Annotated in this window: 22 protein-coding genes; 11 read left to right on the top strand and 11 right to left on the bottom strand. The window is 72.3% G+C overall.

What is annotated here, in order from left to right; translation table 11 throughout:
- Positions 1-23: 23 nt before the first annotated feature.
- A complete protein-coding gene (locus FHU30_RS24455; RefSeq protein ID WP_253878937.1) occupies positions 24-941 on the top strand; it encodes a hypothetical protein in 918 nt (305 codons plus the stop codon).
- 49 nt (positions 942-990) lie between these two features.
- On the opposite strand, the gene FHU30_RS24450 is transcribed toward FHU30_RS24455, so the two are convergent.
- The 4 genes from FHU30_RS24450 to FHU30_RS24435 all read right to left on the bottom strand — a co-directional run bounded on the left by FHU30_RS24450 (position 991) and on the right by FHU30_RS24435 (position 5,181).
- Positions 991-1,692: a sterol desaturase family protein gene (locus FHU30_RS24450; RefSeq protein WP_253878936.1), complete on the bottom strand. Its 702-nt coding sequence runs from the start codon at positions 1,690-1,692 to the stop codon at positions 991-993.
- Complete coding sequence (locus FHU30_RS24445) at positions 1,689-2,432, bottom strand: FadR/GntR family transcriptional regulator (RefSeq protein ID WP_253878935.1); 744 nt, start codon at positions 2,430-2,432, stop codon at positions 1,689-1,691. The genes FHU30_RS24450 and FHU30_RS24445 overlap by 4 nt, the downstream gene beginning before the upstream one ends.
- A 96-nt stretch (positions 2,433-2,528) precedes the next feature.
- Positions 2,529-4,034 carry an AMP-binding protein gene (locus FHU30_RS24440; protein ID WP_253878934.1) on the bottom strand — a complete coding sequence of 502 codons (1,506 nt, stop codon included), beginning with the start codon at positions 4,032-4,034 and terminating at the stop codon, positions 2,529-2,531.
- Between the two features lie 88 nt (positions 4,035-4,122).
- Positions 4,123-5,181, bottom strand: coding sequence for an LLM class flavin-dependent oxidoreductase (locus FHU30_RS24435; RefSeq protein WP_253879601.1), 1,059 nt, complete (start codon positions 5,179-5,181; stop codon positions 4,123-4,125).
- Between the two features lie 252 nt (positions 5,182-5,433).
- On the opposite strand from FHU30_RS24435, the gene FHU30_RS24430 reads away from it, so the two are divergent.
- On the top strand, positions 5,434-6,225 hold the full coding sequence (locus tag FHU30_RS24430) for a hypothetical protein (RefSeq protein WP_253878933.1): 792 nt from the start codon (positions 5,434-5,436) through the stop codon (positions 6,223-6,225).
- A 56-nt stretch (positions 6,226-6,281) separates the two neighbouring features.
- On the opposite strand, the gene FHU30_RS24425 is transcribed toward FHU30_RS24430, so the two are convergent.
- Positions 6,282-7,931, bottom strand: coding sequence for a bifunctional lysylphosphatidylglycerol flippase/synthetase MprF (locus FHU30_RS24425; RefSeq protein ID WP_253878932.1), 1,650 nt, complete (start codon positions 7,929-7,931; stop codon positions 6,282-6,284).
- 154 nt (positions 7,932-8,085) lie between these two features.
- On the opposite strand from FHU30_RS24425, the gene FHU30_RS24420 reads away from it, so the two are divergent.
- The 4 genes from FHU30_RS24420 to FHU30_RS24405 all read left to right on the top strand — a co-directional run bounded on the left by FHU30_RS24420 (position 8,086) and on the right by FHU30_RS24405 (position 13,233).
- Complete coding sequence (locus FHU30_RS24420; protein ID WP_253878931.1) at positions 8,086-8,382, top strand: Dabb family protein; 297 nt, start codon at positions 8,086-8,088, stop codon at positions 8,380-8,382.
- A gap of 210 nt (positions 8,383-8,592) precedes the next feature.
- Positions 8,593-9,744, top strand: coding sequence for a thiolase C-terminal domain-containing protein (locus tag FHU30_RS24415; protein ID WP_253878930.1), 1,152 nt, complete (start codon positions 8,593-8,595; stop codon positions 9,742-9,744).
- A gap of 67 nt (positions 9,745-9,811) precedes the next feature.
- Positions 9,812-11,023, top strand: a complete 1,212-nt coding sequence (locus tag FHU30_RS47215) for a sensor histidine kinase (RefSeq protein ID WP_253878929.1) — start codon at positions 9,812-9,814, stop codon at positions 11,021-11,023.
- Between the two features lie 65 nt (positions 11,024-11,088).
- Positions 11,089-13,233, top strand: coding sequence for an MMPL family transporter (locus tag FHU30_RS24405; protein WP_253878928.1), 2,145 nt, complete (start codon positions 11,089-11,091; stop codon positions 13,231-13,233).
- A gap of 196 nt (positions 13,234-13,429) precedes the next feature.
- Here the strand turns inward: FHU30_RS24405 and FHU30_RS24400 are convergent, their stop codons facing one another.
- Positions 13,430-13,663: a hypothetical protein gene (locus FHU30_RS24400; protein ID WP_253878926.1), complete on the bottom strand. Its 234-nt coding sequence runs from the start codon at positions 13,661-13,663 to the stop codon at positions 13,430-13,432.
- A 227-nt stretch (positions 13,664-13,890) separates the two neighbouring features.
- Between FHU30_RS24400 and FHU30_RS24395 the strand changes: the two genes are divergently transcribed.
- The gene (locus tag FHU30_RS24395; RefSeq protein WP_253878924.1) at positions 13,891-16,458 is read left to right on the top strand and encodes a glycoside hydrolase family 5 protein; all 2,568 of its coding nucleotides are present in this window, start codon (positions 13,891-13,893) and stop codon (positions 16,456-16,458) included.
- Positions 16,459-16,673: 215 nt separating this feature from the next.
- Here the strand turns inward: FHU30_RS24395 and FHU30_RS24390 are convergent, their stop codons facing one another.
- The gene (locus FHU30_RS24390) at positions 16,674-17,339 is read right to left on the bottom strand and encodes a TetR/AcrR family transcriptional regulator (RefSeq protein WP_253878923.1); all 666 of its coding nucleotides are present in this window, start codon (positions 17,337-17,339) and stop codon (positions 16,674-16,676) included.
- A 163-nt stretch (positions 17,340-17,502) separates the two neighbouring features.
- Between FHU30_RS24390 and FHU30_RS24385 the strand changes: the two genes are divergently transcribed.
- Entirely contained in the window at positions 17,503-18,108 is a 606-nt protein-coding gene (locus FHU30_RS24385; RefSeq protein ID WP_253878922.1) for an HAD family hydrolase, read from the top strand.
- A 1,733-nt stretch (positions 18,109-19,841) separates the two neighbouring features.
- On the opposite strand, the gene FHU30_RS24380 is transcribed toward FHU30_RS24385, so the two are convergent.
- Positions 19,842-20,051, bottom strand: a complete 210-nt coding sequence (locus tag FHU30_RS24380) for a helix-hairpin-helix domain-containing protein (protein WP_253878920.1) — start codon at positions 20,049-20,051, stop codon at positions 19,842-19,844.
- 185 nt (positions 20,052-20,236) lie between these two features.
- On the opposite strand from FHU30_RS24380, the gene FHU30_RS24375 reads away from it, so the two are divergent.
- Positions 20,237-21,196 carry a UbiA family prenyltransferase gene (locus FHU30_RS24375; RefSeq protein WP_253878919.1) on the top strand — a complete coding sequence of 320 codons (960 nt, stop codon included), beginning with the start codon at positions 20,237-20,239 and terminating at the stop codon, positions 21,194-21,196.
- A gap of 63 nt (positions 21,197-21,259) precedes the next feature.
- On the opposite strand, the gene FHU30_RS24370 is transcribed toward FHU30_RS24375, so the two are convergent.
- Together FHU30_RS24370 and FHU30_RS24365 are read right to left on the bottom strand one after the other, a co-directional pair.
- Positions 21,260-21,454 (bottom strand): hypothetical protein, encoded by a 195-nt coding sequence (locus tag FHU30_RS24370; RefSeq protein ID WP_253878917.1) that lies wholly within the window; start codon positions 21,452-21,454, stop codon positions 21,260-21,262.
- 55 nt (positions 21,455-21,509) lie between these two features.
- Positions 21,510-22,550: an Rv1352/Rv1906c domain-containing protein gene (locus tag FHU30_RS24365; protein WP_253878915.1), complete on the bottom strand. Its 1,041-nt coding sequence runs from the start codon at positions 22,548-22,550 to the stop codon at positions 21,510-21,512.
- A 157-nt stretch (positions 22,551-22,707) separates the two neighbouring features.
- Here FHU30_RS24365 and FHU30_RS24360 point away from each other — a divergent pair, with 157 nt between their 5' ends.
- Complete coding sequence (locus FHU30_RS24360; RefSeq protein ID WP_253878914.1) at positions 22,708-23,379, top strand: peptidyl-tRNA hydrolase; 672 nt, start codon at positions 22,708-22,710, stop codon at positions 23,377-23,379.
- A 75-nt stretch (positions 23,380-23,454) separates the two neighbouring features.
- Here the strand turns inward: FHU30_RS24360 and FHU30_RS24355 are convergent, their stop codons facing one another.
- The gene (locus tag FHU30_RS24355) at positions 23,455-25,974 is read right to left on the bottom strand and encodes a M14 family zinc carboxypeptidase (RefSeq protein WP_253878913.1); all 2,520 of its coding nucleotides are present in this window, start codon (positions 25,972-25,974) and stop codon (positions 23,455-23,457) included.
- A gap of 143 nt (positions 25,975-26,117) precedes the next feature.
- Here FHU30_RS24355 and FHU30_RS24350 point away from each other — a divergent pair.
- A partial coding sequence (locus tag FHU30_RS24350; RefSeq protein ID WP_253878912.1) for an alcohol dehydrogenase catalytic domain-containing protein occupies positions 26,118-26,732 on the top strand: 615 nt, incomplete at its 3' end.

The following is a 26,732-nucleotide window of genomic DNA, read 5'->3' as shown; positions in this document are numbered from 1 at the left end:
CCCCTACCGCAAGGAGGACAGCCATGCGCAGACTCATGACGGTCGGCGCGGCCGGGGCGCTCGTCGCCGCGACCGTCTCCCTCACCGGCACCGCCGCCACCGCCGCTCCCGCCCCGGGTGTCAAGTTCATCGACGCCGGGCAGAGCTCCGCGCAGGTCGACCGGTTCTGGACCAAGGAGCGCATCGCGAGCGCGAAGGAGTACCGCGCCCCCGCCGCCCCGGCCGTCTCCGCCGACTCCTCGACGGTCGACGCGTCCACCCAGGGCCCGCAGTACGTCCGCGCGGGAACGCTGCCCAAGGCCGAGCCGGGCCAGGTCACCTCGCAATGGCGCAAGCCCCCGGCGCTCGGCCGGCTGTTCTTCAGCCTCCACGGCCAGACCTGGATGTGCTCGGCGACCGTCGTGGTGTCCGACAACCACGACGTCATCTCGACCGCGCGGCACTGCGGCTTCGGCGAGGGCGGCAGCAACTACCGGTTCGCCCCGGCCTACGCCAACGGGCACGCGCCGCGCGGCTGGTTCACCTGGCGCAAGGCCGGCTGGGTGACCACCCCCGGCGTCAAGGGCGACAACGCGTTCATCGTGCTGAACAAGCGCGCCGGAAAGCACGTGCAGGACGCGGCGGGCTCGGAGGGCGTCGCGTTCAACTACAAGCCGAGCCAGTACTACACCAACCTGCTCGGCATCCCGGGCGACAAGGACTACCCGTGGCGCTGCTCCGGGCAGCCCAAGGGCAGCAGCGACAAGCGCATCATCTACTTGGCGCACTGCAACGGGATGAGCGGCGGTGCGAGCGGCGGCCCGTTCCTGATCAAGTTCAACGCCAACACCGGCGTCGGCTGGCAGACCGCGTCGTACTACGGCAGCTGCGGGCACGACGCCTGCGGCGCCCAGTGGCAGAGCACCGCGCTGTCCGTCTACCGCGGCGCCCAGCACCGCTGACCGTCCGGTAGTACCGGCGGGCCGCCCTCGCATGGGCGGCCCGCCGTTCTCATGCCTCGGTGACGCCCAGGGTCCGCGCGGTAGGGGACGGCGGGACGTCGTCCTTCGCCGGGTAGGTGCCGAGCGCCCGGTCCGAGATCGGCGTGACGACGCCGAACCAGTAGCGCTCGTTGCGGAAGTGGTGCAGGCGATGGCTGCGCCACGCGATCCGGTACGGAGCGTGCCGCGGACGGTAGGACGAGTGGATCAGGAAGTGCGTCCACTCGTAGCCCGCGAGCGCGGTGAGCGAGGTCGCGATGCCGGTCAGCGCGAGCCGCCGGTCCCGCAGGAGCGCGAGGTTGAGGCCGACCAGCCCGGCGATCGCGCCGGCGACCGCGGGCATCGGGACGAACACCAGCCCGGCGTCGCGCGGGTCGCGGTGGTGCGCGCGGTGCTTGCGGGCCAGTTGCGGGTCGATCCGGCGCCCGCCGACGGTCTTCGGCTTCCAGTGCAGTACCGCCACGTGGACGATCCACTCGACGAACGGCTCGGCGGCGAGGACCGCGGCGGGGACGACCGCGTCGCGGCGCGTCCAGCGGCCCGCGGCGAGCCGTGCCGCGACGGCGGACGCGGCGGCCGGGACGAGCACCTTCGGGCTCGGATGCCGGAAGAACTCGCGGGCCGCGCCGGACAGGGACAGGCCGGGCCGGAGCCAGCCGGGGGCGTCGGCGCGTCCCCTTCCGGACGGCGACGCGTGGGAGCGGGGGGTCACCCTGGATCCTCCTCGGTGAAGTGGGACAGCACGGCGATGCGGCCCTGGTCCAGCAGCGCGGCGGCGCGGGCACGGGCGCGCCCGGCGTCCCCGGCCTCGACGGCCGCCACGAGGTCCCGGTGCGCGGGCACGTCGCGCCGCTCGTCCAGGACGAGCAGGTCGACCAGCGCCCCGACCGGCCGGTACGCGTCGCGCAGCACGTTCAGCGAGAGCCGGTAGCAGACGTTTCCGGAGCCCTCGACCAGCAGGTCCCAGAAGCGGACGTCGAGCGCGGCGAGGGCGGCCACGTCGTCGGCGCCACCGTCCGCCACGAGGCTCTCCAGGTCGGCGACCGTCTCGCGCAGGCCCGCGCGGACCCCGGACGTGGCGCGTGCGGCGGCGAGGGACGCGGCGTCCGCGCCGATCGCGGTCCGCATCTCCATCACCGACCGGACGACCTCCGCGTCGATGCCGCCGTCCGCGCCGAGGAACAGCCGGGGGAGCAGGTCGAGCCCGGCGGTGCGGCGGAAGTCGCGCACCCGCGTCGCGCCGCCGTGCCGGATCTCCACCAGCCCGAGCTGGTCGAGCCGCTGCAGCGCCTCGCGCAGCGCCTGCCGGTTGACGCCGAACTCCTCGGTCAGCGCGCGCTCGGGCGGGAGGCGCTCGCCGGCGGGGAGCGTGCCGTCCAGGATCCGGGCCGCGATCTGGTCGAACACCGCCGTGGCGACGGAGGTCCGCTCGACGGGGGAGAAGCCGCTCATGGCCGCGATTCTGGTCATCCGGAGGTCGAGAAGTCAAGTGGTCTGACCAGTAGCGCCCGAAAGAGCGCCGGTCGGCCGACCGGCGCTCTTCTGGAATCAGGCGCCCGGGTAGGCGCCGCCGCCGTGGGCGGCGTCGAGGGCGTCGTAGTCGGGCGTGTAGCCGCGCTTGGGGATCTCGGACACGAACACGACCTCGCGCGGCTTCTTGTAGGACGCGATCTCGTCCCGGACGTGCTCGATGACCTGCTCGGCGGTCAGCTCGGCGCCCTCCTTGAGCACCACGACCGCCTTGGGGGACTGGCCGAAACGGTCGTCCGGAACGCCGATGACCGCCGCGTCCGCGATGGCCGGATGCGTCTTCAGCGCGCGCTCGACCTCGGCCGGGTAGATGTTCTCGTTCGCCGACTTGATCATGCGGAGCCTCGGGCCGACGAAGGTGAGCGTCCCGTCGCTCTCGCGGCGCCCGAGGTCGCCGGTGTGGTGCCAGCCGTGCTTCGTCTTCGCCGCGTTCAGCTCGGGACGGTTCCAGTAGCCGGAGAACAGGCTGTGTCCGCGTGCGCAGATCTCGCCGACCTCGCCGGGCGGTACCTCGCGCCCGTCGGCGTCCAGCAGCCGCACGTGGACGAGCGGGGACGGCCGTCCGGCATACCCCGCGCCGCCCATGCCGAGCCCGAGGAACGTCAGCATCCCGCCGACCTCGGTCTGCCCGTAGCCGCCCATCTTGGACGCGCACCACGGGCTGTCGTCCACCGTGATCATCGCGTCCCACTCGGGGCTGTGCGAGACGAAGCGCAGCGAGCTCAGGTCGTACTTCCCGTCCTTGTTGGCCTGGACGAGACCGTCGATCATCGGGCCGAACAGGAACGCCTGCGTGCACTTCTCGGCCTCGATCAGGCGGCACACCTCGTCCGGCTCGTACGCGGGCGTGAAGACGAGCGTCCCGCCGATCTGGAACGTCGCGAGCGTGAACATCATCGTCCCGACGTGGAACAGCGGACCGCAGGCCAGGAACGTGAAGCCGTCCTCCATCTGCCGCATGTGCAGCAGCGCCATGCTGTGCGCGACGAGCGCCGAGTGGCTGAGCAGCGCGGCGTTCGGACGGCCGTCGAACGCGGCGGTGTAGAGCGCGAGGACGGGCGCGTCGTCGTCCACCAGCCCCGAGAACGCGGTGTTCGCGGACGCCAGGTACGCCTCGTAGTCCGCGTCCGAGCGGATCCAGCGCGCGTCGAGCGCGACCTGCCCGCGCGCCTTCTCGACCGCCTCCGACTCCTCCCACACCACGACCCGCGGCGCCAGGTCGTCCAGGACGTAGGCGATCTCGTCGGCGGACTGCCGCCAGTTGGCCGGGCAGAAGATCGCGCCGAGCCGCGCGCAGGCCAGCAGCAGTTCGAGCACGCGGAAGGAGTTCTGGCCGAGCCACAGCACCCGGTCGCCAGGCGCGATGCCGTCGCCGGCGAGCGCGCCGGTCAGCCGCTCGACCCGCGCGTCCAGCTCGGGATAGGTCAGCCGGACGTCGCCGTCCACGACCGCCGTGCCGCCCGGACGGCCGCGGTGGTGCTCGGCGAGGACGTCGCCGAGGGTGAGCCGGTGAACTGCGGACATCGCGCCTCCTGGGGGTGGTTGCCTCGGCGGGGGACGGCTTGCGGGGGATTGCGGGCGGTAAGCGGTCAGCGGTCGGAGAATCAGCGGGTCAGCGGAAGGCGGGCATGACCTCGGCGGCGAAGAACTTCAGGACCTTCTTCATCTCCTCCAGCGGCATCGGCCGGGTGGAGCCGAAGTCGCACATCAGGTGCCCGAAGCCCATCTCCTGGACCGCCCTGATCTGGCCGATCACGCGCTCGGGGTCGCCGATCACCTCCAGCTGCTCCCAGCGGAACTCGTTGTCCACCGAACCGCCCTTGAGGTACCGGTTCTGGTAGTACTCGAAGCCCTTGGCGGCCTGGCCGGTGGCGCTGTCGATCGGCGCGCTCCGCAGGTTGAAGATCCGGGACCGGTCGAACGACGCCTCGAACCGCTCCTGGTCCTCGCGCGCCTGCTCGATCGTGGGCGCGACGTACACGGTGCGGCTGGCGACCAGCTCGACGTCCGAGGTGTCCACGCCGTGCGCGGCGGCCGTCGCGTGCCAGGTCTCCGCGGCCTTGGCGATCTTCTTGAACGGCGCGGCCGGGTCGGCGAGGATCGGCAGCCCGCGCGCCGCGTACATCTCCACGGTCTCCGGGCTGACCGCAGCGACGTGCAGCGGCGGATGCGGCCGCTGCACCGGCCGCGGCATCAGGTTCAGCGGATGCTTGGTCTCGAAGAACCTCCCCTTGTACTCGTAGTTCTCCTGCGTCCACAGGCCGAGGATGACGTCGAGCGCCTCGTTGAACCGGTCCCGCGCCTCGGCGAGGTCGAGCCCGAAGTTCTCGAACTCGACGGCCTGGTAGCCGCGCCCGATGCCGAGTTCGAGCCGTCCGCCGGACAGCAGGTCCACCATCGCGGCCTCCTCGGCCACGTGGATCGGGTTGTGCAGCGGCAGCACCACGATCCCGGTGCCGAGCCGCAGCCGCTCGGTCCGCGCCGCGAGGTTCGCCAGCATCGTGAAGATGTTCGGGACCGTCCCGTAGTCCCGGAAGTGGTGCTCGGCGATCCACACCCCGTCGAAGCCGAGCTCCTCCAGCAGTTCGACGATCTCGATCTGGTACTCGTACACCTCGCCCGCGGTCTGCCCCGCGAACTGGTGGAACAGGTGGAAGGTCGAGAACTTCATCGGCCGGTCAGCCACGTCGCAGGCTCCTTCGTCAACGCGCGGGGCGGGCCCGCCCCGGGGGCGGCGCCGCACCCTGCCATCATTACGTACCAAGCGCTCGCTTGGGAAGCCTAACAGCCACCCCGGATCCACGGGAGGTCCCCGCCCTTCCGTGCCGAGACGCAAGCGTTATGGGGTGCCCTGTCAACGTCCGTCCTGTTTCGCGCGACTTACTGCTGCTCGATGAACGATCAACAAGAGGAACGTGCATACGTGGGACGAACCACCAGCATCACGGCGGGCGCTGCCCTGCTCGCCGCGACGCTCACCCTGACCGCCTGCGGCGGCGACGGCGACAAGAAGGCCGAAGCCAAGGCCACCGTGGACGCCGCCAAGTCGTCCGCGCCGTCCGGCGGGGAGAACGCCGCCAAGTCGCCGGCCGAACTCGTGACCACCTCCCTGAACAGGTTCAAGAGCGCCAAGTCGGTGCGGCTCACGGTGGACTACCGGGACGAGGGCAAGCCGGTGCACATCGACTTCCGCCTCGGCGTGGACCAGGCGGACGGCACCATGCAGGGCAGCTTCGGAAGCCAGAACGCCACCACGAAGCTCCGCTCGGTGGGCGGGAAGCTCTACATGAGCGGCGACGCGTCCTTCTGGGGGAACCTGACCGGGGACAACGCGATGGGCCAGAAGCTCGGTGGGAAGTGGGTGGCGGTCCCGGTCGGCGAAGTCAAGGAGTTCAAGGCGTTCCTGGGCATCCGGCAGTTCGACCAGGAGATCTTCGCGCAGCTGCGCAAGACCTTCCCCGCGGCGTCCGGGGGGCTGGTGTCGAGCCGCACGGACGTCAAGGGCGTTCCGGCGGTCGGGATCGCCGGGCCCGGCGGCAAGGAGGCGCTGGTGTTCGTCGCGGCGTCCGGTGCGCCGGACCTGCTCCGGTTCCGGTCGTCCGAGAGCATCGGGGACATGCCGAAGGGGGAGTTCGACTTCAGCGAGTACGACGCTCCGCTGCAGATCCAGGCTCCGACCGACGTGATCGACTTGGGCAAGGAAATGGGCAAGTAGGGCAGGTAACGCGAAAGCCCGCCGTCCCGGTTGGGGCGGCGGGCTTTCGGTTGGGGTCAGTGGGAGCTTTCCGGGTGGCCCATCGGGGTGGCCGGGTCGAGGACGGTGCCGGCGGCGGGGACGCTGCCGGTGCGGCCGAACTCCAGGGTGAGCAGGGCGGCGGCGAGCCAGCCGATGTCGGTCCAGGAGCGGAACACGATGCTGCGCGGCCGGTAGCCCGGACGGAACTTGCGGTCGAACAGGTACAGCGACTCGACGGCGATCCACGGGTCGAGCAGGTGCAGGGCCTGGTAGCCCGCCTTCTCGACGGGGTTGCGCTCCTCGGCGTCGAGGAGCTCGCGGAACGCGGCGAAGTTCAGCGAGACGACGTCGACGCGCTGCTCCTTCGCCCACTCGGCGATGTCCACGATCAGCCGCTCGTTCAGGCCGTTCGGGGCCTCCGGGAGGCGGCGCATCGCGTCCAGGCTGAGGCCCTGGCCGGCCATGACGTAGCGCTGGAAGGCGATCGGGTCGCCGTGCTCGTCGTAGGCGACGGCGACGACCGCGCCCGGGTGGTAGCCGGTGAGCAGCTCGTCCAGGTTCATGGAGAAGCCGCGCTCGGCCGCGCCGCCGAGCGAGCGGCTCGCGACGTCCAGCAGCCGCCCGCGCAGCTCCGCGCCGATCTCCCGCTCGGGGACGACCTCGGACTTCACGCCGAAGTTGTGCGTGCGCTTCACCGCCTGCCGGACGTTGCGCATCTGCCGTCCGGACAGCGAGAACGAGTCGGGGAACAGCACGACCTCGTCGCCGAACCCGAACGAGCGCAACCCGCCCCAGGACGGCACCAGGTCGGTGCTGGCGCCGAGCACGGCCGGGCGCCAGCCGGTGCGGCGGCACAGTTCCAGGAAGGCGTTGATCGCGGCGTCGTGCGAGTCGGCGTCGCCTACCGGGTCGCCGCCCGCGACCGCGACGCCGAACAGGACGCGGTAGCCGATCGCGGCGCGGCCGTCCGGGCTGAACACGTACGACTTGTCGCGGCGCAGCGCGAACGGCGCGAGCGTGTCGGACCCCGGGTGCGAGACCAGCCGCGCGACGCGGCGGCGCTCGTCCTCGTCACCGGGCGGCGGCGCGGGGTCGGGCGCGAGCAGCGTCACCACCAGCACCAGCAGGCCGACACCGCCGATCATCGACAGCGCGCCGGGCAGCCAGGCCGCGCCGCCGGACGGCCCGCCGGTCGCGGCGAGGCCTTGCGCGAGGTCCGGGCCGACCGAGCTGATCGTCACCCCGCCGAGCACCACGGTCAGGACCGCGGCCGACACCACCAGCACCGCGCCGATCCGGATCGCCGAGCGGACCCGGTCGGGATGCGGCCGGACGACGAAGGTGTCGCGGCTGACCCACAGTGCGACCGCGGCGGCCGCGAGCAGTGGCAGCCGCCAGTAGGCGTCGCCGCCGAAGGCCACCGCCGCGAAGCCCATGCCGACCATGACCATCAGGCCGTACCAGGCGGCGCGGCGGCGCAGCAGCGCCCCGCGCGCGACGAACACCAGCGCTATGCCGAGGACCACCGCGTGCGCCGGGGCCAGCGGGCGCCCGGTCGCGAGCAGGGAGAGCCGGTCGAGCCAGGAGGGCGTGCCGTTCACGGCGGGCACGGAGAGCATCCCACCCACGCCCAGGGTGGCGATCGCGTGCGGCCATGTCGGCGCCGTGTGCTTCGCTGCGTCCACGAAAGACACCTCCGTACGGCTGCAACCAAGATCCATGGGAACTCATTCCCGCCGGGGAACGTTGAATTGCGGCCAGGTGGGCCAGCGGCCCTCAGTGTCTGTGATGGCGGGACAGGTCACCTGGTTCCCTCCTACCCACCGCTACGGTGCTTCCATGACTGGATTCCGCCATGTGGTGCTCCTCACATGGATCGAGGGTACGACCACTGCCCAGGTCGGCGAAGTCGCCGCGCGGCTGCGCGAGCTGCCGGGCGTGGTCCCGGAGATCCGCGGCTACAGCGTCGGGCCGGACGCGGGCGTCAACCCCGGTACGGCCGACTTCGCGATCGTGGCCGACTTCGCCGACCGCGACGCCTACGTCGCCTACCGTGACAACCCCACGCACCGCGCCGTCGTGGACGCGATGAAGCCGCTCATCGCCTCCCGCGCGTCCGTCCAGTACGAACTCTGACGCCGTTTCCTGTCCGCTTCCGGACGCTCGGCCCTCGGGCCGCGTGCCGCGTTACCGAGCAAGCGCTTGTGTTCGACGATCCGACGGGCTAGGTTCGGCGGCGAGGCCCGCCGGGGACGGATCGCGCCCCGTCTCCGGCGGGCGTCTCCCCGCCGGCGCGCACCGGCGCCGTCGCGGGGTCCCTCGCGTCGCGGCGCGGCCGGAGGCCGGATGGGGCAGGGGTTCTCGGGACGGGCGGCGGTCGCCGGGATCGGGCTGACCGCACTGTCGCGCTCGTCCGGCCGGACCGAGCTGTCGCTCGCCGCCGAGGCCGCGCGCGCCGCGCTCGCGGAGGCGGCCGAGGCGACCGGCGGCGCCGCCGCGACGCCCGACGCGATCCTCAGCTACCACCTGAACGACTCCGCGCCCGTCCTCTACCTGGCGCGCGAGCTGGGCATCACCGAGATCGGCTGGCACAACGAGATCTACGGCGGCGGGACGCAGAGCGCGTCGATCCTGGCGGACGCGGCGATGCTCATCGACGCCGGGCTCGCCCGGACCGTCCTGGTGTACCGGGCGTTGAACGGACGCTCCGGCAAGCGGATGAACACGCTCGGCCTGAAACTCGGTGAAGGCACGGAAGAGCAGTTCACGCATCCGTACGGGATGGCCGGGCCCGTCCACCAGTTCGCCTTGGCCGGGCAGCGGTACCTCTACGAAACCGGCCTCAACGAACGGCATCTTCACGCGGTCGTGGCGCAGTCTCGTGCGCACGCGGTACGGAACCCGCGCGCACTGCAACGCCAGCGCATGTCCCTTGCCGACTATCTCGACAGCCCTATGGTCGCGTCCCCGCTGCGCCGCGTGGACTGCTGCCAGGAGACGGACGGCGCGTGCGCGCTCGTCCTCACCCGCGCCGACCTCGCCCCGGACGCCCCGCGCGTGCACGCCGTCGTGCGCGGCGGCGGGCCCGGCGCGTCCTCGATGGACCGGGCCCCGGACATCACGCGGATCTTCTCGTCCTACGTCGCCGGGCCGCTGTACGAGGCCGCCGGGATGAAGGCCGCCGACGTCGACGTGGCGCTGCTCTACGACGCCTACTCCTGGCTCGTCCCGCGCCAGCTGGAGGACTTCGGCCTGGTCGGACGGTCCGACCTCGGCGTCCTGCTGACCGCCCAGGAGATCGCCTGGAACGGCCGCCACCCGGTCAACCCGCACGGCGGGCTGCTGTCCGAGGGCTACGTGCACGGCCTCAACAACGTCGCCGAGGCCGTCCGGCAGCTCCGCGGCACCGGCACCAGCCAGGTCGCGGACGCCTCGGTCGCCCTCTGCACCGGCTTCGGCGGCTCCTACGGCAGCGCCGCCGTCCTGGTCCGCCCCTGACCCTGACCGCACCGAGGCCGACGGGTGCCGTCTCGTGTGCGGGGGAGGGCGGGGTTACGGTGACGGCGTGAGTGGCGGCCGGAAGCTGAGGGTGTCCCCGATCGTGGTGGACGCGGTCCTGACCCTGCTGGTGCTCGGGACGGTCGAGCTGATGGTGTACGTCGCCGACGACCCGGGCGGACGCCCGGCGACCCCGCTCGCGTACGCGCTCGGCGCGCTGCTCGCGCTGCCCGTCCCGCTGCACCGGAGCCGGCCGATGACGTCGCTGCTGCTCGCGAGCCTGCTGATGACGGTGTACTACGCGTCCGGCGCGCCGGGCTTCTCGCCGATCTGGGTGCTCGGCGTGCCCCTGTTCTCCGCCGTGCTCGCCGGGTACATGCGCTGGTCGCTCGGGATCACGTGCTTCTTCTTCGGCTACGGCTACTTCGCGGTGATCAACCGGGGTTCGACTCCGGTGGCGGCGCTGGCGATCTTCATCCAGCAGTGGGTGCTGGTCGCCGTCGTGATCCTGCTGGCCGAGGTGGTGCGCAGCCGCCGGGCGCTGGCCGCCGAGACGCGCGAGCGGCTGCGGATGGCGGCCGAGGAGAAGGAACGCGAGGCGGCCCGGCGCGCCGCCGAGGAGCGCGTCCGGATCGCCCGCGACCTGCACGACACGGTGGCGCACGGGATGGCGACGATCACCGTCCAGTCGGGCGCGGCGTTGCGCAAGCTGGCGGACCGTCCGGCGGACGACCCGGTCCGCGCGGCCGTCGCCGCGATCCGCGCCAGCAGCAAGGAGTCGCTCGCGCAGCTCCGCGCGGCGCTCGGCCTGCTGCGCGGCGACGAGGCCGGACCGGCCGCGCCGGGACTCGGACGCCTGCCGAGCCTGGTGGACGCCGTCCGCTCGGCGGGCCAGCCGGTCGAGGTCGAGGTGTCCGGGACGGCCGTCCCGCTGGACGCCGCGACCGACGAGGCCGCCTTCCGCATCCTCCAGGAGTCGCTCACCAACGTGCTGCGCCACGCGGGCGACGCGGCGACGGCGCGGATCACCATCGACTACTCCGGGAGCGGCGTCCGCGTGGAGATCGCCGACGACGGCCCCGGGGACGCTCAGGGTCACTCCGCCGACCCCTCCGGGGGCGGCCACGGCCTGGTCGGCATGCGCGAACGCGCCGAGTCCCTCGGCGGAACCCTGACCGCCGCCCCCGAGCCGGGCGGCGGGTTCCGGGTCGTGGCCGTCCTCCCCGCGGCCCCCGCCGGTTCGGCGGAGTCGACCGGGGGAGTACTCCAGGGGGAGTAGGCGCGCCGCCAGGTGTCTCCGGACACCGGACGCGACGGGGGAGACCACGGCGCGAACCTCATCGCATGACCACGAAGACCACCTCGCCGGACGGCGCGATCGCGCGCCTGGCCCGGCTCTGCTACCGGAGGCGGCGGCTCGCCGTCCTGTTCTGGGTGCTCGGCGCGATCGCCGTCATGGCGATCGGGTTCTCCTTCTCGGCCAAGGCGTCCAACTCGTTCGGGGGCGGCGGCTCGGAGTCGGCGAAGGTCCAGAAGGTCCTGGACGCCCACTTCCCGAAGATGAACGGCGACAGCATCACGCTGGCCGTCCAGGCCGACAGGGACGTCCGCGACCCCGCCGTCCGGGCCCGCGTTCAGCCGGCGCTCGACCGGCTTGCCCGCACCCCGCACGTCACCGGCGTCACCTCGCCCTACCAAGGCCCCGGCCGGATCTCGCAGGACGGGCGGATCGCCTTCGCGACCGCGCAGCTCGACGTCGGCTCCGCCGACATGCCCAAGTCGGACGTCACCAAGCTGATCTCCGACGTCCGGAGCGACCAGGACGGCGTGCGGCTGGAGCTCGGCGGCAGCTCGGTCAGCACGGCCGAGACGCCCGGCGGCGGGTCCTCGGAGGGCATCGGCGTGCTCGCCGCCGTGGTCATCCTGCTGATCGCGTTCGGATCCCTGCTGGCCATGGGCCTGCCGATCGTGACCGCGCTGTTCGGCATCGGCACCGCGCTCGCGCTGATCGGGCTGCTCGGCCACCTGCTGCCCGCGCCCTCGTTCAGCCCGATCGTCGCCGCGCTCATCGGGCTCGGCGTCGGCATCGACTACGCGCTGTTCATCGTGACCCGCTACCGCGAGGCGCTGCACGACGGCGAGGACCCCGAGTCCGCGGTCGTCACCGCCCTGTCCACCGCCGGACGCGCCGTCCTGTTCGCCGGGACGACCGTCGTGATCGCCCTGCTCGGGCTGCTGGTCATGGGCGACAAGCTGCTCGCCGGGGTCGCGGTCGCCGCGTCCGTCACGGTGCTGATGACCATGGTCACCGCCGTCACGCTGCTGCCCGCGCTGCTCGGCTTCACCGGCCGGGCCATCGACCGGCTGCGCGTGCCGGGGCTCGGCCGCCGCACCGAGCGCCCGCTCGCCGAGCGCTGGGCGAACGTGGTGCAGCGGCTGCCCGTGCCGTCCGCGCTGGTCGCCGCCGGGCTGCTGGTCGCGCTCGCCGTCCCGGCGCTGTCGATGCGGCTCAGCCTGCCCGACTCGTCCACGCAGCCGCACACCAGCAGCGCGTACGCCGCGCACGAGATCGTGGCGCGCGGGTTCGGCGCGGGCGTCGAGGCGCCGCTGGTGATCGTCTCCGAGGGCGGGGACGCCGCGCGGGTCGCGGACGCGGTACGGCGGACGCCCGGCGTCGCGACCGTCCAGCCGCCCCGCACCAGCTCGGACGGCGCTGCCGCGGTGACCATCGCGTTCCCGCGCACCGGCGCGCAGGACGCGGCGACCCAGACGCTCGTCCACCACCTGCGGGACACGGTCGTCCCGGACGCCACGCGCGGCACCGCGCTCGCCGGGAAGGTCTACATCGGCGGGCCCAACGCGGCCTCGATCGACTTCGCCGACAACGTCCAGACCCGGCTGCCGTGGCTGGTCGCGGTCGTCGTCGGGCTGTCGCTGGTGCTGCTGGTCGCGCTCGTCCGCTCGGTCGTCGTCGCCGCGCAGGCCGCGCTGATGAACCTGCTGTCGATCGCCGCCGCCTACGGCGTGCTGACCGCCGTCGTCCAGTGGGGCTGGGCCGGGAGGCTGCTCGGGTTCCCCGGCTCGATGCCGGTCGCCACCTGGGTCCCGATGATCATGTTCCCGATCCTGTTCGGGCTGTCGATGGACTACGAGGTCTTCCTGGTCTCCCGGGTCCGCGAGTACCACGAGCGCGGGCTGCCCACCCGGCAGGCCGTCGCCGGCGGCCTCGCCCGCACCGCGCGCGTGATCACCGCCGCCGCCGCGATCATGGTGATGGTCTTCCTGTCGGTGCTGCTCGGCGCGGACGTCGCCGTCAAGCAGCTCGGCCTCGGCATGGGCGTCGCGATCCTTATTGACGCCACCGTCGTCCGCATGCTGCTCGTCCCGGCCCTGATGGAACTGTGCGGCGAGGCCAACTGGTGGGTCCCGAAGTTCATCCGCCGCCACCGCACCGAACACCCGCACCACGCGCTACCGACCCGCTCGTAACGACGGCCGGTGTCGGCCTGTGTGACCGCCGGTGGGACGGCGTCCATGGCAGGACCGGAGGAACCGAAAGCGCGCCCGCGATCTCTCGCGGGCGCGCCTTCTTCTACGCGATGCCTTGCGCGCGATGCCTTCTGCGCGATGCCTTGCGCGCGATGCCGTCTACGCGATGCCTTGTGCGCGTTGTTCGCCTCCCGGTTCAGCCGCGGGAGCGGACGCTGAGGATCTGGTCCCTCAGCTGCTGCGAGGTGGACGCCTCGACCAGCCGCGGGCCGGAGCGCAGCGGCACCATCGCCCACCAGGAGCCGGTGGCCTCGCCGTACCAGACCCGGACGCCCGGGAACTGCTCCTGGAGCCCGCGGGCCATCGCCTCGCGCAGCTCCGCGGGCGGTGGCTCCTCGCGCCCGGCCGTACTACCCGGTGATCCCGTCATGCCGCCCTCCCCCCGAAGTTCTCATCGTCCGCAACAACCCCGTTGCTTCGGGTGTGACCCTAACTTGGCAAGGTGTGATGAAAAGCACCGGGGTGCCTGGGAGGGACTCGCCCCGCGCGGCTTGACGGCGGCCTCGGACGTCACGGCACCCCTAGCGAACATGAGTCATTTTCATGTAATTTCCGTGTCCCGTGCCACAGGGGCGCGGAACACCCAGAGGGGGCGCGTTGACCTCGCGTCGGCTGCCGATCCTGACCGCCGGGACCCTCGCCGTCGCGGTGGTGCTCGGCGCGGCGCTGGATCCGGTCGGGTTCTTCGCCCTCCTCGGCGTCCCCGGTGATCTGACGCCGCGCACCCGGTGGCAGTTCACCCCATTGGTCGTTTACGTTCCCTTGCTGCTCGCGGGGACGGCCTGGGTGACCCACGTGTTCGGCCGCCTCCCGCGCGGCCGCTTCGGGGCGGTCTGGGCGGGGACGGTGCTGGCCGTCCTGGTCGCGAAGGCCGCGTCCGTCGCGGTGGCCACGTTCCCCTGGTTCGGCTTCGCCGACATCGTCTGGACGACGTCCTACACCGTCCCCAAAGCCGCCGTTTACGCCCTCCTCCCGGCCGCCGTCACCCTCGCGTCCCGCCGCCCCGCCGGCGAACCGCCGTCCGCCCAGGACCCGGTCGTAAGGTCGTCCGCGCGGACCGCCACTGTTGCGGTGCAGGTGGGGAGGGGGACGTCCGCTCGGACGGCGGTGATCGTCGTGCTCGCCGTGGCCGTCACCGGACGGTGGATCTCCTCGCACTGGTCGCGCGACCTGCCGGGATGGGTCCCCTCGGTTTCGCCAGAGGCCGATCGGTACACGTTCCTTCTCGGACTCGCGATCCTGTTCCTCATCCTCTGCGGGGCGCATCACGCCCTCGCGCGGCGCTTCCGCAGCGACGCGGGCCGGTTCCTCGGCGGCTGGATCGCCACCTTGTGGGCGGGCGCGGGACTTGGAGCGGTGCAGACGGCCGCGCTCGTCTTCGCGGACGGCTTCGGCAGCATCCTGCAGACACCGGCGACGTTGTATATCCGCGTATGCGAGGGCGTCTCGTTCGGCGTGATGACCGGTTGGCTCACCGGTCTGGTCGGTGCGGCCTTCGCTCTCGCGAACCGACCGTTCGCAGTGCGAGCGCCCAGCCTCACGACCAGGGAACGCGAGCGACTGGCCGGTTTCGTCGGTGTCTCTGGGGCGGTCGCCCTCTTGGTGGCCGGGGGCGGCGTGGGAACCGGAGTCAGGGCAGGGGGAAACTCCGACGCGTCTGCTTCGAGGACCTGGGCGGGGGTGGGGTTGTCGCCGCTGCGGGCCGTCCGGGGTGCGGACCCGCGGATCGTGGACGCGGCGGGGCGGACGGTCCTGCTGCGCGGCGTCAACGTCAACCAGCTAGTCGACTTCTACGCCGGACGACCTGGCTTTCCCGCGACGCGGCCGCTCAGCGCGGACGACTTCCGGCAGATGGCCGGGCTCGGCTTCGACGTCGTCCGGCTCGGCGTGTCCTGGTCGCGGATCGAGCCGTCACCCGGCCGGTACGACGCGTCCTATCTGGGACGCATCGACCAGGCCGTCGCGTGGGCGCGCGAGAACGGCCTCTACACCGTCCTCGACATGCACCAGGACGGCTGGAGCAACGCACCGACGCCGCCCGGCACGTCCTGCCCCGCCGGGACCTCCACGATGGATGGCTACGACGGCGCGCCGAAATGGGCCACCGTCACCGACGGCGCGCCGCGCTGCCAGTTCACCGGACGCGACATCTCCCCGGCGGGCGACCGCGCGTTCACGAACTTCTACTACGACCGCGACGGCGTGCAGTCCCGCCTCGTCGCTACTTGGGGGATGCTCGCGGCCCGGTACGGATCGGACCCGTCCATCGCCGGTTTCGACCCGCTGAACGAGCCGGGCTTCGGCGAGCAGGCGCCCGTCACCTCGACGCTTCTGCTCGGCCGCTTCTACGACCGCGTGCTGGCCCGGATCCGCGCGTCCGAGGCGCGTCCGCACCTGTTCTTCGCCGAGCCGAGCATCTTCTGGTCGGGCACCGGGTTCGACGCGATGCCGCGCGGCTCCTTCACCGGCGACCCCAACCTGGTGTTCGCCCCGCACCTCTACGCCGAATCGATCACCATGGACGCGTCGCTGGGCCTGCCGCCCATCACCACGATCGAGCACGGCTTCACGCTCGCGTCCCGCGCCGCCGGAAACGTCCCGGTCTGGAGCGGCGAGTGGGGCTACTGGGGCGACGAGGCGAGCGTCCACGACAAGATCCGCCGCTACACCGCCCAGGAGGACCGGCACCTGCTCGGCGGCGCGTTCTGGGTATGGAAGCAGGCCTGCGGCGACCCGCAGAACGGCACGGAACCCGTCGGCGGCGGCCTCAACAAGGTGGACTGCGCCACCGGCAAGGACCTGCCGCGCGACTCCGTCGCCGTCACCGAACTGTCCCGCGCCTACCCGCGCGCCGCCCCGGGCGTCCTAACGTCCCTCTCCCGCACCGGCGCCAGAGGCATCCGCCTGGTAGGCACCGCCGCTCAGACGCACACCGCCGGCCCGGCAGCGAAGGGCGGGACCCCTGCGATCACGGTGAACGGCAGCACCGTGATCGGTGGCGTCGAAGTGCCCGACGCCGGCTGCCTGCTGGACGTATGGGTTCCAGGAGCGGCGCGTCCCATGCTGGACGGCCGCGGCATCACGCACCAAGCCGTCCGGCCCGTCCCCGGCGGATGGCGAATAACCGGCTGCGCCGCCGACCGCTACACCCTCACCATCACCTGACGCACGAACCGTCCCGGCCCCCAACTCCAGCCCACCCACCACCTGAACGCACGAACCCATGCGGGAGGTTCGCTTTCGCCTGCCTCAAGCGATAAGTCGAACCCGGCAGCCCACCGTGCGCGCTGAACGAAGCATCCCGCCAATGACCGAGGCGCGCTGAGCGACGGGCCCGTCCCGGAGGGTGCGGCTGCGGGACGGGGGGGCGGAGAGTGAGATCAGTGGGTGTTGATGCCGTCGAACATGACCTTGAGGTAGTGGTCGGCGAGGCCCTGGGCGTCGAGGCGTCCGCCCGGCTTGAACCAGCGGACGGCGACCCAGACGGTGTCGCGGATCATCCGGTAGGTCAGCTTCGGGTCGACGTCGGACCGGAAGAGGTCCTGCTCCTGGCCGGCCTTGATGGTGTCGGTCCACATCTTCTCCACCTCGTCCTCGGACTTGGTGAGGTAGGCGAACCGCTCCATCCCCTTGAGGTAGTTCCAGTCGTTCTGCATGACCGTGATCGCCGCGCGGTGCGGCTCCAGGGTGCCGAACGCGATGCGGACCAGGCCCGCGATCGTCGTGCGCGGGTCGTCGCCCTTGTCGATGACCTCGCGGTACCGGGTCATGATCTCCTCGAAGAACCCGGACAGGATCTCGTCCACGATCGACTCCTTGGAGTCGAAGTGGTGGTAGAGGCTGCCGGAGAGGATGCCCGCCTCGTCCGCGATGTTCCGCACCGTCGTGGCCTGGAAGCCCTTCTCGGCGAACAGCTCCGCGGCCAGCTTCACCAGGTGCTCGCGGCGCTCCGACGCGGCGGCCGACGAGCCCCTGCCGCGCCGCCGGGCGCCGGGCTCCCCGCCGCCTGATTTCGGTCGTCCGGAATTAGTGCTCGTGGTCGTCACCCTCCCATTATGCCGCGTCGCCCAACCGCTTGCTCGATTCCACGCCGACCACACCCGCCAGGTGCGCATCTAGCGCTTGTTTCGCAGCCTCCGCCCAGGTCGAGCGGGCTCCATACGGCCCGGGGGAGATCGTCTCACAGGGACACCGCCTAGCCTGGACAACATGTCCCAAACCATTGTTTTCGATCTCTACGGCGTGATCGCCCGCACCCAGACCGACGCCGCCAAGAAGCACATCGAGGACCTCGCGGGCGTCGCCGGACCCCCCTTCTGGACCGCCTACTGGGACTGCCGCCCCGCCTACGACGCCGGCCAGTCCAGCCCGGCCTACTGGGCCGCCGTCGCCGACCGCCTCGGCACCCGCTTCGCCGACGTCCCCGCCCTCATCGAGGCCGACCTCGACAGCTGGACGGACGTCGACGACCGCATGGTCACCCTCGTCACCCGCCTGGCCGACCAGGGCCGCACCCTCGGCCTCCTCTCCAACATCATCACCGACCTCGTCCCCCGCTTCGAGGCCAAGCACCACACCTGGCTCGACCGCTTCACCGAACGCGTCTACTCCTGCGAGATCGGCGTAGCCAAACCCGACCCCCGCGCCTACGAAATCTGCGCCACCCGCCTAGGCGTCCCTCCATCCGACATCCTCTTCTTCGACGACACCCCCCAAAACATCACCGCCGCCCGCAAAACCGGCATGACCGCCCACCTCTTCACCACCCCCACCCAACTAACCCCCCTCCTATCCCCCACCCCCCACACCCCCTAACCCCACCCACCCCACCCACCCGCGCTCCACGCCCCCCGCCCGGCCGCGCTCCACGCCCCCGCCCGTGTTCCACACACCCCGCCCGTGTTCCGCACGCGGCCGCGTTCCGCGCACTCCGCCCTTGCGCGCGCCGCCAGCGTTACGCGCATGCCGCCTGCGTCCCTGCATGCGGCGCCCGCGTCCCGCGCGCCCCCGAGTTCCACGCGGCGCGCCCGTGTTCCGCGCACTGCCGCGCTCCGTGCCGTGCACGGACTCGCTCCCGCGCTGCCCGCCAAGGCCCGCACACGCCACGCACGAACGCACCTCCAGGCCGCGCATGCATGCGCATCCCGCGCCGCGCACCAAGCCAGCTCTCGCCACGCACGGACGCCCCGGACCGCACACCGACGCGCCCCCTGCCACACAAGGAAGCCCTTCTTGCCTACGTGGGCGCGCGCTCGTCCCATGCGTGGACGCGCCCCCCGGTGCCGCGCGCCGGCACGCCCAGTGCCGGCGCCTGAACGCACTCTCGCGCCGCGCGTGGACGCGGCCACGGGCTGTGCGTGGACGCGCTGCCGCACCATGCCCGAAGCCAGTCCCGCACGCACGAAGGCGCCCCGCGCCGCGCGCCAACGCGCGCCGTGCCACGCACAGACGGGCCCGGTGCTGTGCGTGGACGCGGCCACGGGCCGTGCATGGACGCGCTGCCGCATCGCGTGCCGAAGCCCGTCCCCGCCGCGCGCCGACTCGCCGTGCGTCCCTGCCCGAACACACTCTCGCGCCGTGCATGGTCGCCCCGTGCCGTGCGTGGACGCACCCGCTCACGGGCCGGTGGGCGACGCGCCCACGGGCCGTGCACCGGAAGCCGAGCCTCCTGGAGGCGCCCGGTGCCATGTACCGACCGCCCCGTGCCGTGCGTGGACGCGCTCTCTCGCCGTGCGTGGACGCCCCGGCTGAGTGTGGACGAGCCCCCGGGCCGTGCGTGGACGCGCATCCCGCGCCGTGCGCCGAAGCCCGTGCCCGCCGCGCGCCGACTCGCCGTGCGCCCTGCCCGAACGCACTCTCGCGCCGTGCGCACGCGCGGCCACGGGCCGTGCGTGGACGCGGCCGTGCCATGCCCCGAGCCAGCCCGCGCACGCACGGAGGCGCCGTGCGTCGATGCGCCCCCTGCCGTGCGTGGATGCGCCGTCGGCGGTGCACCGGTGCCAGCTCCCGGCCACGCACGGAGGCCCCTGCCACGCGTCGGTGCCCTCTTGCCCTGCGTGGGCGCGCCCTCGCGCCGCACTTGAACGCGCTACGGGCAGCGCTTGAACGCGCTCTCCATCGTGCCGTGCGTGGACGCGCTGCCGCGTCGCGTGCCGAAGCCCGCTCATGCTGCATGCGGACCCCCCGTGCCATGCAGCGACGAGCCCCGTGCTGTGCGTGGGCGCGCTCACGCCCTGCGTTTGAAAGCGTCCCTGCTGTGCACGGACGCGCCTCGGGCCATCCGTGGACGCGCATCCCGAGTGCAGCGAAGCCAGGCCCCGCATGCACGGAGGTGCCCCGTGTCACGCACAGGCGGGCCTGGTGCTGTGCGTGGACGCGGCCACGGGCGGTGCGTGGACGCGGACGCGGGTCGTGTGTGGACGCGCGGGCGCGTCGCGTGCCGAGGGCCGTCCCTGGTGTGCACTTACGCGGCCCTGGGCCGTGCGCGGTGGTAGCTGCGAGCCGTGCACGCGCTTGTACGGCTCGCTGGGTGGCCGTGGGTTGCGGGGTCAGGTGTCGTTGCGGAAGGTGAGGCCTCGGGCGCGGAGGGCCAGGCGGAGGGCGTTGAGGGCCTTGGGGCCCATGCCGTGGAGGTCGCGCAGGTCCTGCTCGCGTGCGTCGGCCAGGGATTCGAGGGTCTTGTAGCCCGCGCCGTCCAGGGCGCGGCGGGCGGGTGATGCGACGCCCTCGGGCCACGGGTTGCTTCCGGTAGCGGTCATGTCGTGCTCCCTGTGATGTCGGAATGAACCGATGGATCCGGCAGTACGTGTGGTCAGTATCGCGCGCGGGCCGTCCCTCCGGGGGGAGGGGATCGGACGGGCGGTCCGCGCGCGGTACCGCGATAACTGGACGAGGTGTCTAATGGGGGTGCAGGGCCGTTCGGACACCGCGGGGGTGGTGGGCGGTGCGTGGGCTCGTTCGGGACGACCCGGTGTTGCGGGCCGGACGGGTGCTGGGCGGGCTGTGGGTGATCGCCCGGCCGGCTTTGTGGTTGGTGTCATGGGTTCCTTTCGGTTTGGGGCAGATGCTGGCCGCTCGGGAGCTTGTGGCGGGGCAGCGGGAGTGCCTGCCGCGGCCTCGGGGGTGTGCGGACGCGGTGACGCCCGTCCTGACCGGCGTGGTGGTGTGGGGGCCGCTGGTCTGGCTGGCCGTGCTCGCGGTCAACGATGCCGTGGACCTGCCCGGGGACCGGAAGAATCCGCGCAAGCGGGACGCGCCGCTGGTGAGCGGGCGGCTCTCGGTGCGGACGGCGATCGTCGCGGCGCACGTCGCGGCGGTCGCGGCGGTGCTGGCCGCGGCGACCGTCCGGGTCTCGTTCGCCCTGGTCACGCTCGGCTTTCTCGGGCTCGGGTGGCTCTACAGCGTGCCGCCGTTCCGGTTCAAGGCCCGGCCCGGGCTGGACGTGGCGACCAATGCCGTCGCGTACGGCGGGCTCGCGCTCGTCGCGGGGTGGACGGCGGTCCGTCCGCCGGCCGGATTTCCATGGGTGATCTCCTTTCAGGGGGTGCTCGTGGCCGTCGCGTTCTACGTGCCGACCACGGTGGCCGATCACGGGGCCGACGTCGCCAGCGGCTACCGCACCGTCGCCGTCCGGCTGGGACCCCGTGCCGCGCAGTGCATCGGCTTCGCCGCCCTGGCCGCCGCCTGCGCACTCGCCATCCTGCTCGCCGCCCGCGACCAGCTCTATCCGAATCGGATTCTGTGGATAACCGTCGCGTCGGCCCCGGTTCTCCTTGGCGCCTATTGGCGACTGCTCGTGCGCGCGCGAGGGCCGCACGAGGTGCTGCGCGGCATCATCGTCCTCAGCTGGCTCTTCCTTGTGCCCTGCGCCGCGTTCGCCCTGACCTACACCAGGACGCTTTGAAAGCGAGGACGCCGAAACCGCCCCTGGACCAGCGGTTCGGAGGCGGTGGCGGCCGGAGCGGACTCAGCCGGGCAGGATGGTGGCGCCCTTGGGAGCCGTGTCGGTCCATCCGGCCTTGATGAGGACGGACCAGAGGAGGTCGCTGCCCCGCGGCAGGGGGCCCGTGGCGCCCGCCGTGGTCCTCCGCGCCAGCAGCCGGCCCGTGGCGGGGTCGATGATGATCGAGATCGAGTCCCCGTCCCTGCCGACGACCGTCACCTCGGCGCCGCTGCGTCCCAGCGGGCTCCGCGCAGCCGGAGGGCGGGCCCTGGGGCTACTCGTCCTCGGGCTCGGCCAGGCGGGCGCGGAGGACGGTCAGGAGGTCGTCGGTGCGCTCGGTGAGGTGCTCGATCTCCGGCAGGGCCAGGTCGTCCCGGACGGTGTCGGCGAGCAGTTCGTCGTACTCGTGCGCGCGCCCGGTGATCTCGTCGACGCGGCGTTGCGCGAGGAGGGCCTCGTCGGCGGCGCGGACCCGTTCGGCGTAACGTTCCAGGGCCTCGACGCGGCGGGTCACGGCCGTCACCGAGCGGTCCAGCTTCTCCCGTAGCGGACGCAGCGCCGCTTCCACGCCGGGCAGTTCGCCGCCCGGTCCCGGCTCGTCCGCGCGCAGGCGCGACTGGCGCGCGAGCGCGTGCGCGATCTCCCACTCCTCACGCGGCAGGATCACCGCGTTTTCGGCACGCTCCAGCAGCCCCTCCTGGTTGACCTTGCTCTCGCGGACGGTGTCCACCGCCGCCTGCACGCGCGTGAGGAGGGCGCGCGCGTCGTCGTCCAGGTCGTCCGGCGTGACGTAGCGGTCGCGGCGCTTGTCCAGCTCGTGCGCGCGATGCAGGTCGAGGAACAGGGTCGGTGAGCCTATCGCGACTAGGGCCGCCAGCATCGTCATGCCGAGCAGCCACATGGAGCCGAGCAGGGGCAGCCCGCCGAAACCGGCCGCCAGCACCGTGAAGGGCGCGAGCGCCACGAGCGGACGCCGTCGCCTAACGAGCGGGTCGAGTTCGGCGCGCAGCGTCGGATCGGTAACCGGACGTGGTTCGGACGCGCCCGGATCGGAGCCCGAGGCGGCGTCCGCGACGCGTCGCCAATACGTGCGCACATGAGTCTCGAACGCGAAATCGTTAGGGGAGATCTCGATCTCGGTGGGTCCGGCGGGCAGCGGCCACGAACCCACGGGGTCGCCGCCACGGGGTCCGGTGAACCGCACCCACCAGCCTCCCTTGCCGTCGTCGCACCGGTAGCGGCCGGGTGCGATGTCGATTCCGACGAAGAACGTCCCGATACCCGGAATGGACTCGTTCCAGGTCCCACTGGCCACGGCGACCTCCGACCCGCCTCGCGCCGCTCGGCTCCCTCTCCGATCGCACCCGCGCGCCACGTCCCCTGCGCCGCCGGAGCGATATGTGAGCCGTACCCCGATGCGTGTCGGTGAAGTCGCGTCCGGGGCAGGAGATTGGAACTGGAATACTCCAGGCGTGCGACCCGACTACGACCCGCTTGACGACCCGCCATGGGCGATGCAACTGGTAGTGCGCGCGGAGAAGGCCGATCCGCCGACCCATGACGCGGTCTGCGCGGCCGCCGCGACGGCCGTGGTGCGGCTCCTCGCCGACCCGCGCGCGCAGGAGCCCGAGGGCGAATGGCACGCCTGCGTCCAGGGCTGGGAGTCGCGCCGCATACGCAAGGTGACACGACGCGCGCGCGGGGTGCGCTGGCCCGAGGTGCAGGAGATCCCCGGCATCACAGCCGAGGCATACGGCGCGGAGGTGCGCGCGTTCCCGCCCGCTCCGATGGACGAGGTCCCGCCGCAGATCGCCAAGCTCCAGGTGGCCGGCCTCGACCTGCCGCTCGCCGAGGACCCGCTCCCCCCGCCGGACGGCCCCCACGCCGAGATCGCGCTGAACCCGGACGTCACGATGACCACGGGCAAGGCCGCCGCCCAGTGCGGCCACGCCGCGCACCTGCTGTTCCGCCAAGCGGGCGCACGAGACCGCAAGCGCTGGCTGGAGAACGGCCTGCGCGTCCACCTCGCCCGCGACGTCCCGTGGCAGAAGTGTGTGGACCGTGCCACCGTCGCCGTCCGCGACGGCGGTTTCACCGAAGTCCCACCCGGCACCATGACCGCCATCGCCTGGATAGCGAAGTAGCCGACGCCCAACGGCAACGCGCGGGACGGCAGAAAGCCGTCCCGCGCGCATGAGCGCTACCCCGAGCGGGTGGCGTTAGGGGAGGACGACCGCTATTGGGGCTATTCCGGCTTGGCGGATGAGGGACGGTAGGCGGCCGGCGAACGGGTGGTGGTCGGTCGGCAGGCCGGACGGGTTGTCGATGACGTAGTGGACGACGTCGCCGGAGCGGCGCTCGGTGTAGTGCGCGCCTACCGAACGCAGGATCGCGGCCGTGCGGTCGGCGTCGGACGCCTTGACCGAGACCCGGATGGGCGACTCGACCTGGAGCGGGGCGTTCGCCACCGTGTGCGCACGAGGCGCTGCCAAGCCGGAAACCGCGATCGAAGGATTCGGGCCGAGTAGCGCGTTGTAGAGCAGTTTCGCTGTGCCGTCGCTGAAGGCGCGGAAGTTCGGCTCGCCGCCGAACAGGACGGTGCGGCCCTTGCCTACGGGCTCGTCCGTGACGGCGGCCGTTCCGCCGAGTTCGGCGGAGCCGCGCTCGTAGCCGGAGACGAACCAGTCAGGGGAGGACGCGGACGGGTAGCCCACAGCGACCTTGGCCGGGTCGGTCTGCCGGATGACCGGGTCGTAGGAGTAGAACTGCCAGGCCGTGGCGCCGACCCCGCGCGCGAGCGGGCTGCGGCCGTCCACCTTCACGCGGAACAGCGAGCCCGGGACGTCCGAGGTGGGGTCGGTGAAGGTGTCGGTGGTGATGCCCGCGCGCGCGGCGATCTGCGCGCCGCCCTGCCAGCCGACGTAGCGTCCGCCGTCCTGGACGAACTTCGCGAGGGCCGCGCGCCCGGTGTCGCCGAGCGCCTTGTCGGCGGCCTCCGCCGGGCCGTTCGGGACGACGAGGACCTGCACGCCCGCGAGCTTGCCGGACGCGACGTCGGCCGGGCTCAGCAGCGTGTACGGGAGCTTCCACTCGCGGTCGAAGCGCGACCTGAGCCAGCCGACTGACTGACGGGAGCTGGACGAGGTCGGCGACAGCTGAAGGACACCGATCTTCGGTGCGTTTCCGGAATGTCCCGGAGTCTCCGCGGGCAGGGTCCGCACCGGCACGGCGACCGGACGCAGGTCCGCCCCGGACGATCCGCCCGCGACGTTCTGCAGCAGCGGCAGCGACCAGGCCGTCACATCGTAGAAGTACGGGAACGGGGTATACGAATCCTCGTTCAGCATGGCCTGGATCCAGTGCTTCTGGCCCTGCGCCATGCTGATCGAGTACGTCCCGGCGGGCAGCGTCGTGCTGGTTTCGGGGCGTCCGTAAGGCTTGAAATCGGGCACCTTCAGAGGCCGGACGAGCCGGTCCACCCGCACGCCCATCCGCTGCAGGCGCCGCACGATCGTGCGCACCTCGGGGCCCTTCGCCGGGTCGTCCGCGCGCAGGAAGTAGTGCCGGACGAGCCGGTCCGGGACCTGCCGGTCGATCGTGTTCGGCGGGTTGTAGACCTGGTTCGGCTCCAGCTTCCCGGCGGCGCCCTCCCGGTAGGCGTCCACGGCCATCTGGTGCCACTCGGTGAGGATCCGCTGCCGGTTGCGCGCGGCCTGCGACAGCGACACCCACTGGGTCAGGTAGTGCTCCTTTACCCGTTCGGGGTAGGGGCTCTCGTCACCCTTCTCGAACGTCATTCCGGCCGCGAGGAAACCCGAGATCGGGACCGTGTCGCCATACCCCTGGTAGAAGAGGTCGTAGGTGTCGCGGTTGAAGAAGTCGATGCCCTGCCGCTTGAACTCGGTGCCCATCGCCGCGCCGTACACGTCGTTGATCCAGCCGATCGCCTGCTCGGGCGTCTCGTGGTAGATCGGGTCGGCGTTCGGCGGGAAGAAGTAGGACGTCCCGCCCATCTCGTGCGCGTCGATGTACAGCACCGGCGGGTACTGGTTCAGCATCGCGACCTTGCCGTCCACCTCGGGCTGCGTGCGCGCGAACCAGTCGCGGTTCATGTCGAAGCCGTAGGCGTTCTGGCGGGTGTTCAGCGTCCGTCCGTCGGGGTTCTGCGTGGGCAGCACGACGACGAGCGCGTTGTCGAGGATCGTGCGCGCCGCGCAGTCCGTCCGGTCGCCGAGGTCGCGCAGGACCTTGAGCGCCGCGTCGGTTCCGCTCGGCTCGTCCCCGTGGACGTTCGCCGAGACCCAGAGGATCGGCACGCCGCGATTGGCGAGCCGTTCGGCGAGCTTGGCGGGCGTGCGCGGGTCGCGTAGCGCGGCCGCCTCCCCGCGCACGCGCGTGAGCCCGGCCCTACTGATCAGTTCCGGACGTCCGACGATGGCGTACTTCAGTGGACGTCCCTGAGCGGACGTGGCGAGCGTCCCGGAAACGACACGGTCGCTGGACGCGGCGACCGCTTCCAGGTAGCGGTCGGACTCGGCGGCGGTCACCTCGCGGTCGCCCAGCTCGATGCCGAGGACCTGCTTCGGGGACGGGACCTTGCCCCGGTACACGGGCGCGGTCTGGGTCGGGTCGCATGAGGCGGGAGAGGGCGGTGCGGCGGAGGCGGACGTCGCGAGCGCGGTCGGCACCGCGAGCGACCCTGCCGCCACCAGCGCCACTGCCAGGCGTGAGGCTCTCATACCCCCGCAAGGTGACACGAGTCCGGAGCGGCACCAAGGGCAACTTCTGCCAAGATCGCGCTCGCTCGGGGACTATCGCGCCGCGCGTGAACGTGGTTCGGTTCGGGAACGACATTTCGCCACCGGATACTGGGGAGAACCGTATGCGTGCCGCGTTGACGACCAAGGACAACACCCTCACCGTCACCGACGTCCCCGATCCCGTGCCGCTGGAGGGCCAGCTCCTGGTGCGGACGCTGGCGTGCGGGATCTGCGGGTCGGACCTGCACGCGCTCGCCGACCCCGAGGCGTTCATGGAGACCACCCGCCGCTCCGGCGGCACGCCCTACGACCCGCGCGAGGGCCTGGTCTTCGGGCACGAGTTCGCCGCCGAGATCGTCGACTACGGGCCCGGCACCGAGCGCGCGCTGCCGATCGGGACGGCCGTCTGCGGCCCGCCGATCGCGATCGGCCCGCAGGGCGCCGGGATCGTCGGGTACGCCCCGATGTTCCCCGGCGGGTACGGCGAGTACATGATCCTGAACGAGGGCCTGGCCATGCCGGTGCCGGGCGGCCTGGACCCGAAGGTCGCCGCGATCACCGAGCCGTTCTCGGTCGGGGCCCGCGCCGTCCGGCGCAGCGGCATCGAACCCGGCGACGTGGCGGTCGTGCTCGGGCTCGGCCCGATCGGCCTCGGCGTCGTCGCGCAGCTCAAGGCGCGCGGCCACGGCCCGGTCATCGCCGTGGACTTCTCCCCGCGCCGCCGCGCGCTCGCCGGG

Origin of the sequence: Actinomadura rupiterrae (assembly GCF_024172125.1) — a bacterium.
Lineage (GTDB): Bacteria > Actinomycetota > Actinomycetes > Streptosporangiales > Streptosporangiaceae > Spirillospora > Spirillospora rupiterrae.
The sequence above is the reverse complement of the archived record's forward strand: the minus strand, read 5'-3'. Positions and strand labels throughout refer to the sequence as shown.

Excerpts from the sequence above, each read along its gene's own strand:
- FHU30_RS24455 (WP_253878937.1), top strand. The coding sequence starts at position 24 with ATGCGCAGACTCATGACGGTCGGCGCGGCCGGGGCGCTCGTCGCCGCG.
- FHU30_RS24445 (WP_253878935.1), bottom strand. The coding sequence starts at position 2,432 with ATGAGCGGCTTCTCCCCCGTCGAGCGGACCTCCGTCGCCACGGCGGTG.
- FHU30_RS24440 (WP_253878934.1), bottom strand. The coding sequence starts at position 4,034 with ATGTCCGCAGTTCACCGGCTCACCCTCGGCGACGTCCTCGCCGAGCAC.
- FHU30_RS24435 (WP_253879601.1), bottom strand. The coding sequence starts at position 5,181 with ATGAAGTTCTCGACCTTCCACCTGTTCCACCAGTTCGCGGGGCAGACC.
- FHU30_RS24420 (WP_253878931.1), top strand. The coding sequence starts at position 8,086 with ATGACTGGATTCCGCCATGTGGTGCTCCTCACATGGATCGAGGGTACG.
- FHU30_RS24415 (WP_253878930.1), top strand. The coding sequence starts at position 8,593 with ATGGGGCAGGGGTTCTCGGGACGGGCGGCGGTCGCCGGGATCGGGCTG.
- FHU30_RS24405 (WP_253878928.1), top strand. The coding sequence starts at position 11,089 with ATGACCACGAAGACCACCTCGCCGGACGGCGCGATCGCGCGCCTGGCC.
- FHU30_RS24400 (WP_253878926.1), bottom strand. The coding sequence starts at position 13,663 with ATGACGGGATCACCGGGTAGTACGGCCGGGCGCGAGGAGCCACCGCCC.
- FHU30_RS24385 (WP_253878922.1), top strand. The coding sequence starts at position 17,503 with ATGTCCCAAACCATTGTTTTCGATCTCTACGGCGTGATCGCCCGCACC.
- FHU30_RS24380 (WP_253878920.1), bottom strand. The coding sequence starts at position 20,051 with ATGACCGCTACCGGAAGCAACCCGTGGCCCGAGGGCGTCGCATCACCC.
- FHU30_RS24355 (WP_253878913.1), bottom strand. The coding sequence starts at position 25,974 with ATGAGAGCCTCACGCCTGGCAGTGGCGCTGGTGGCGGCAGGGTCGCTC.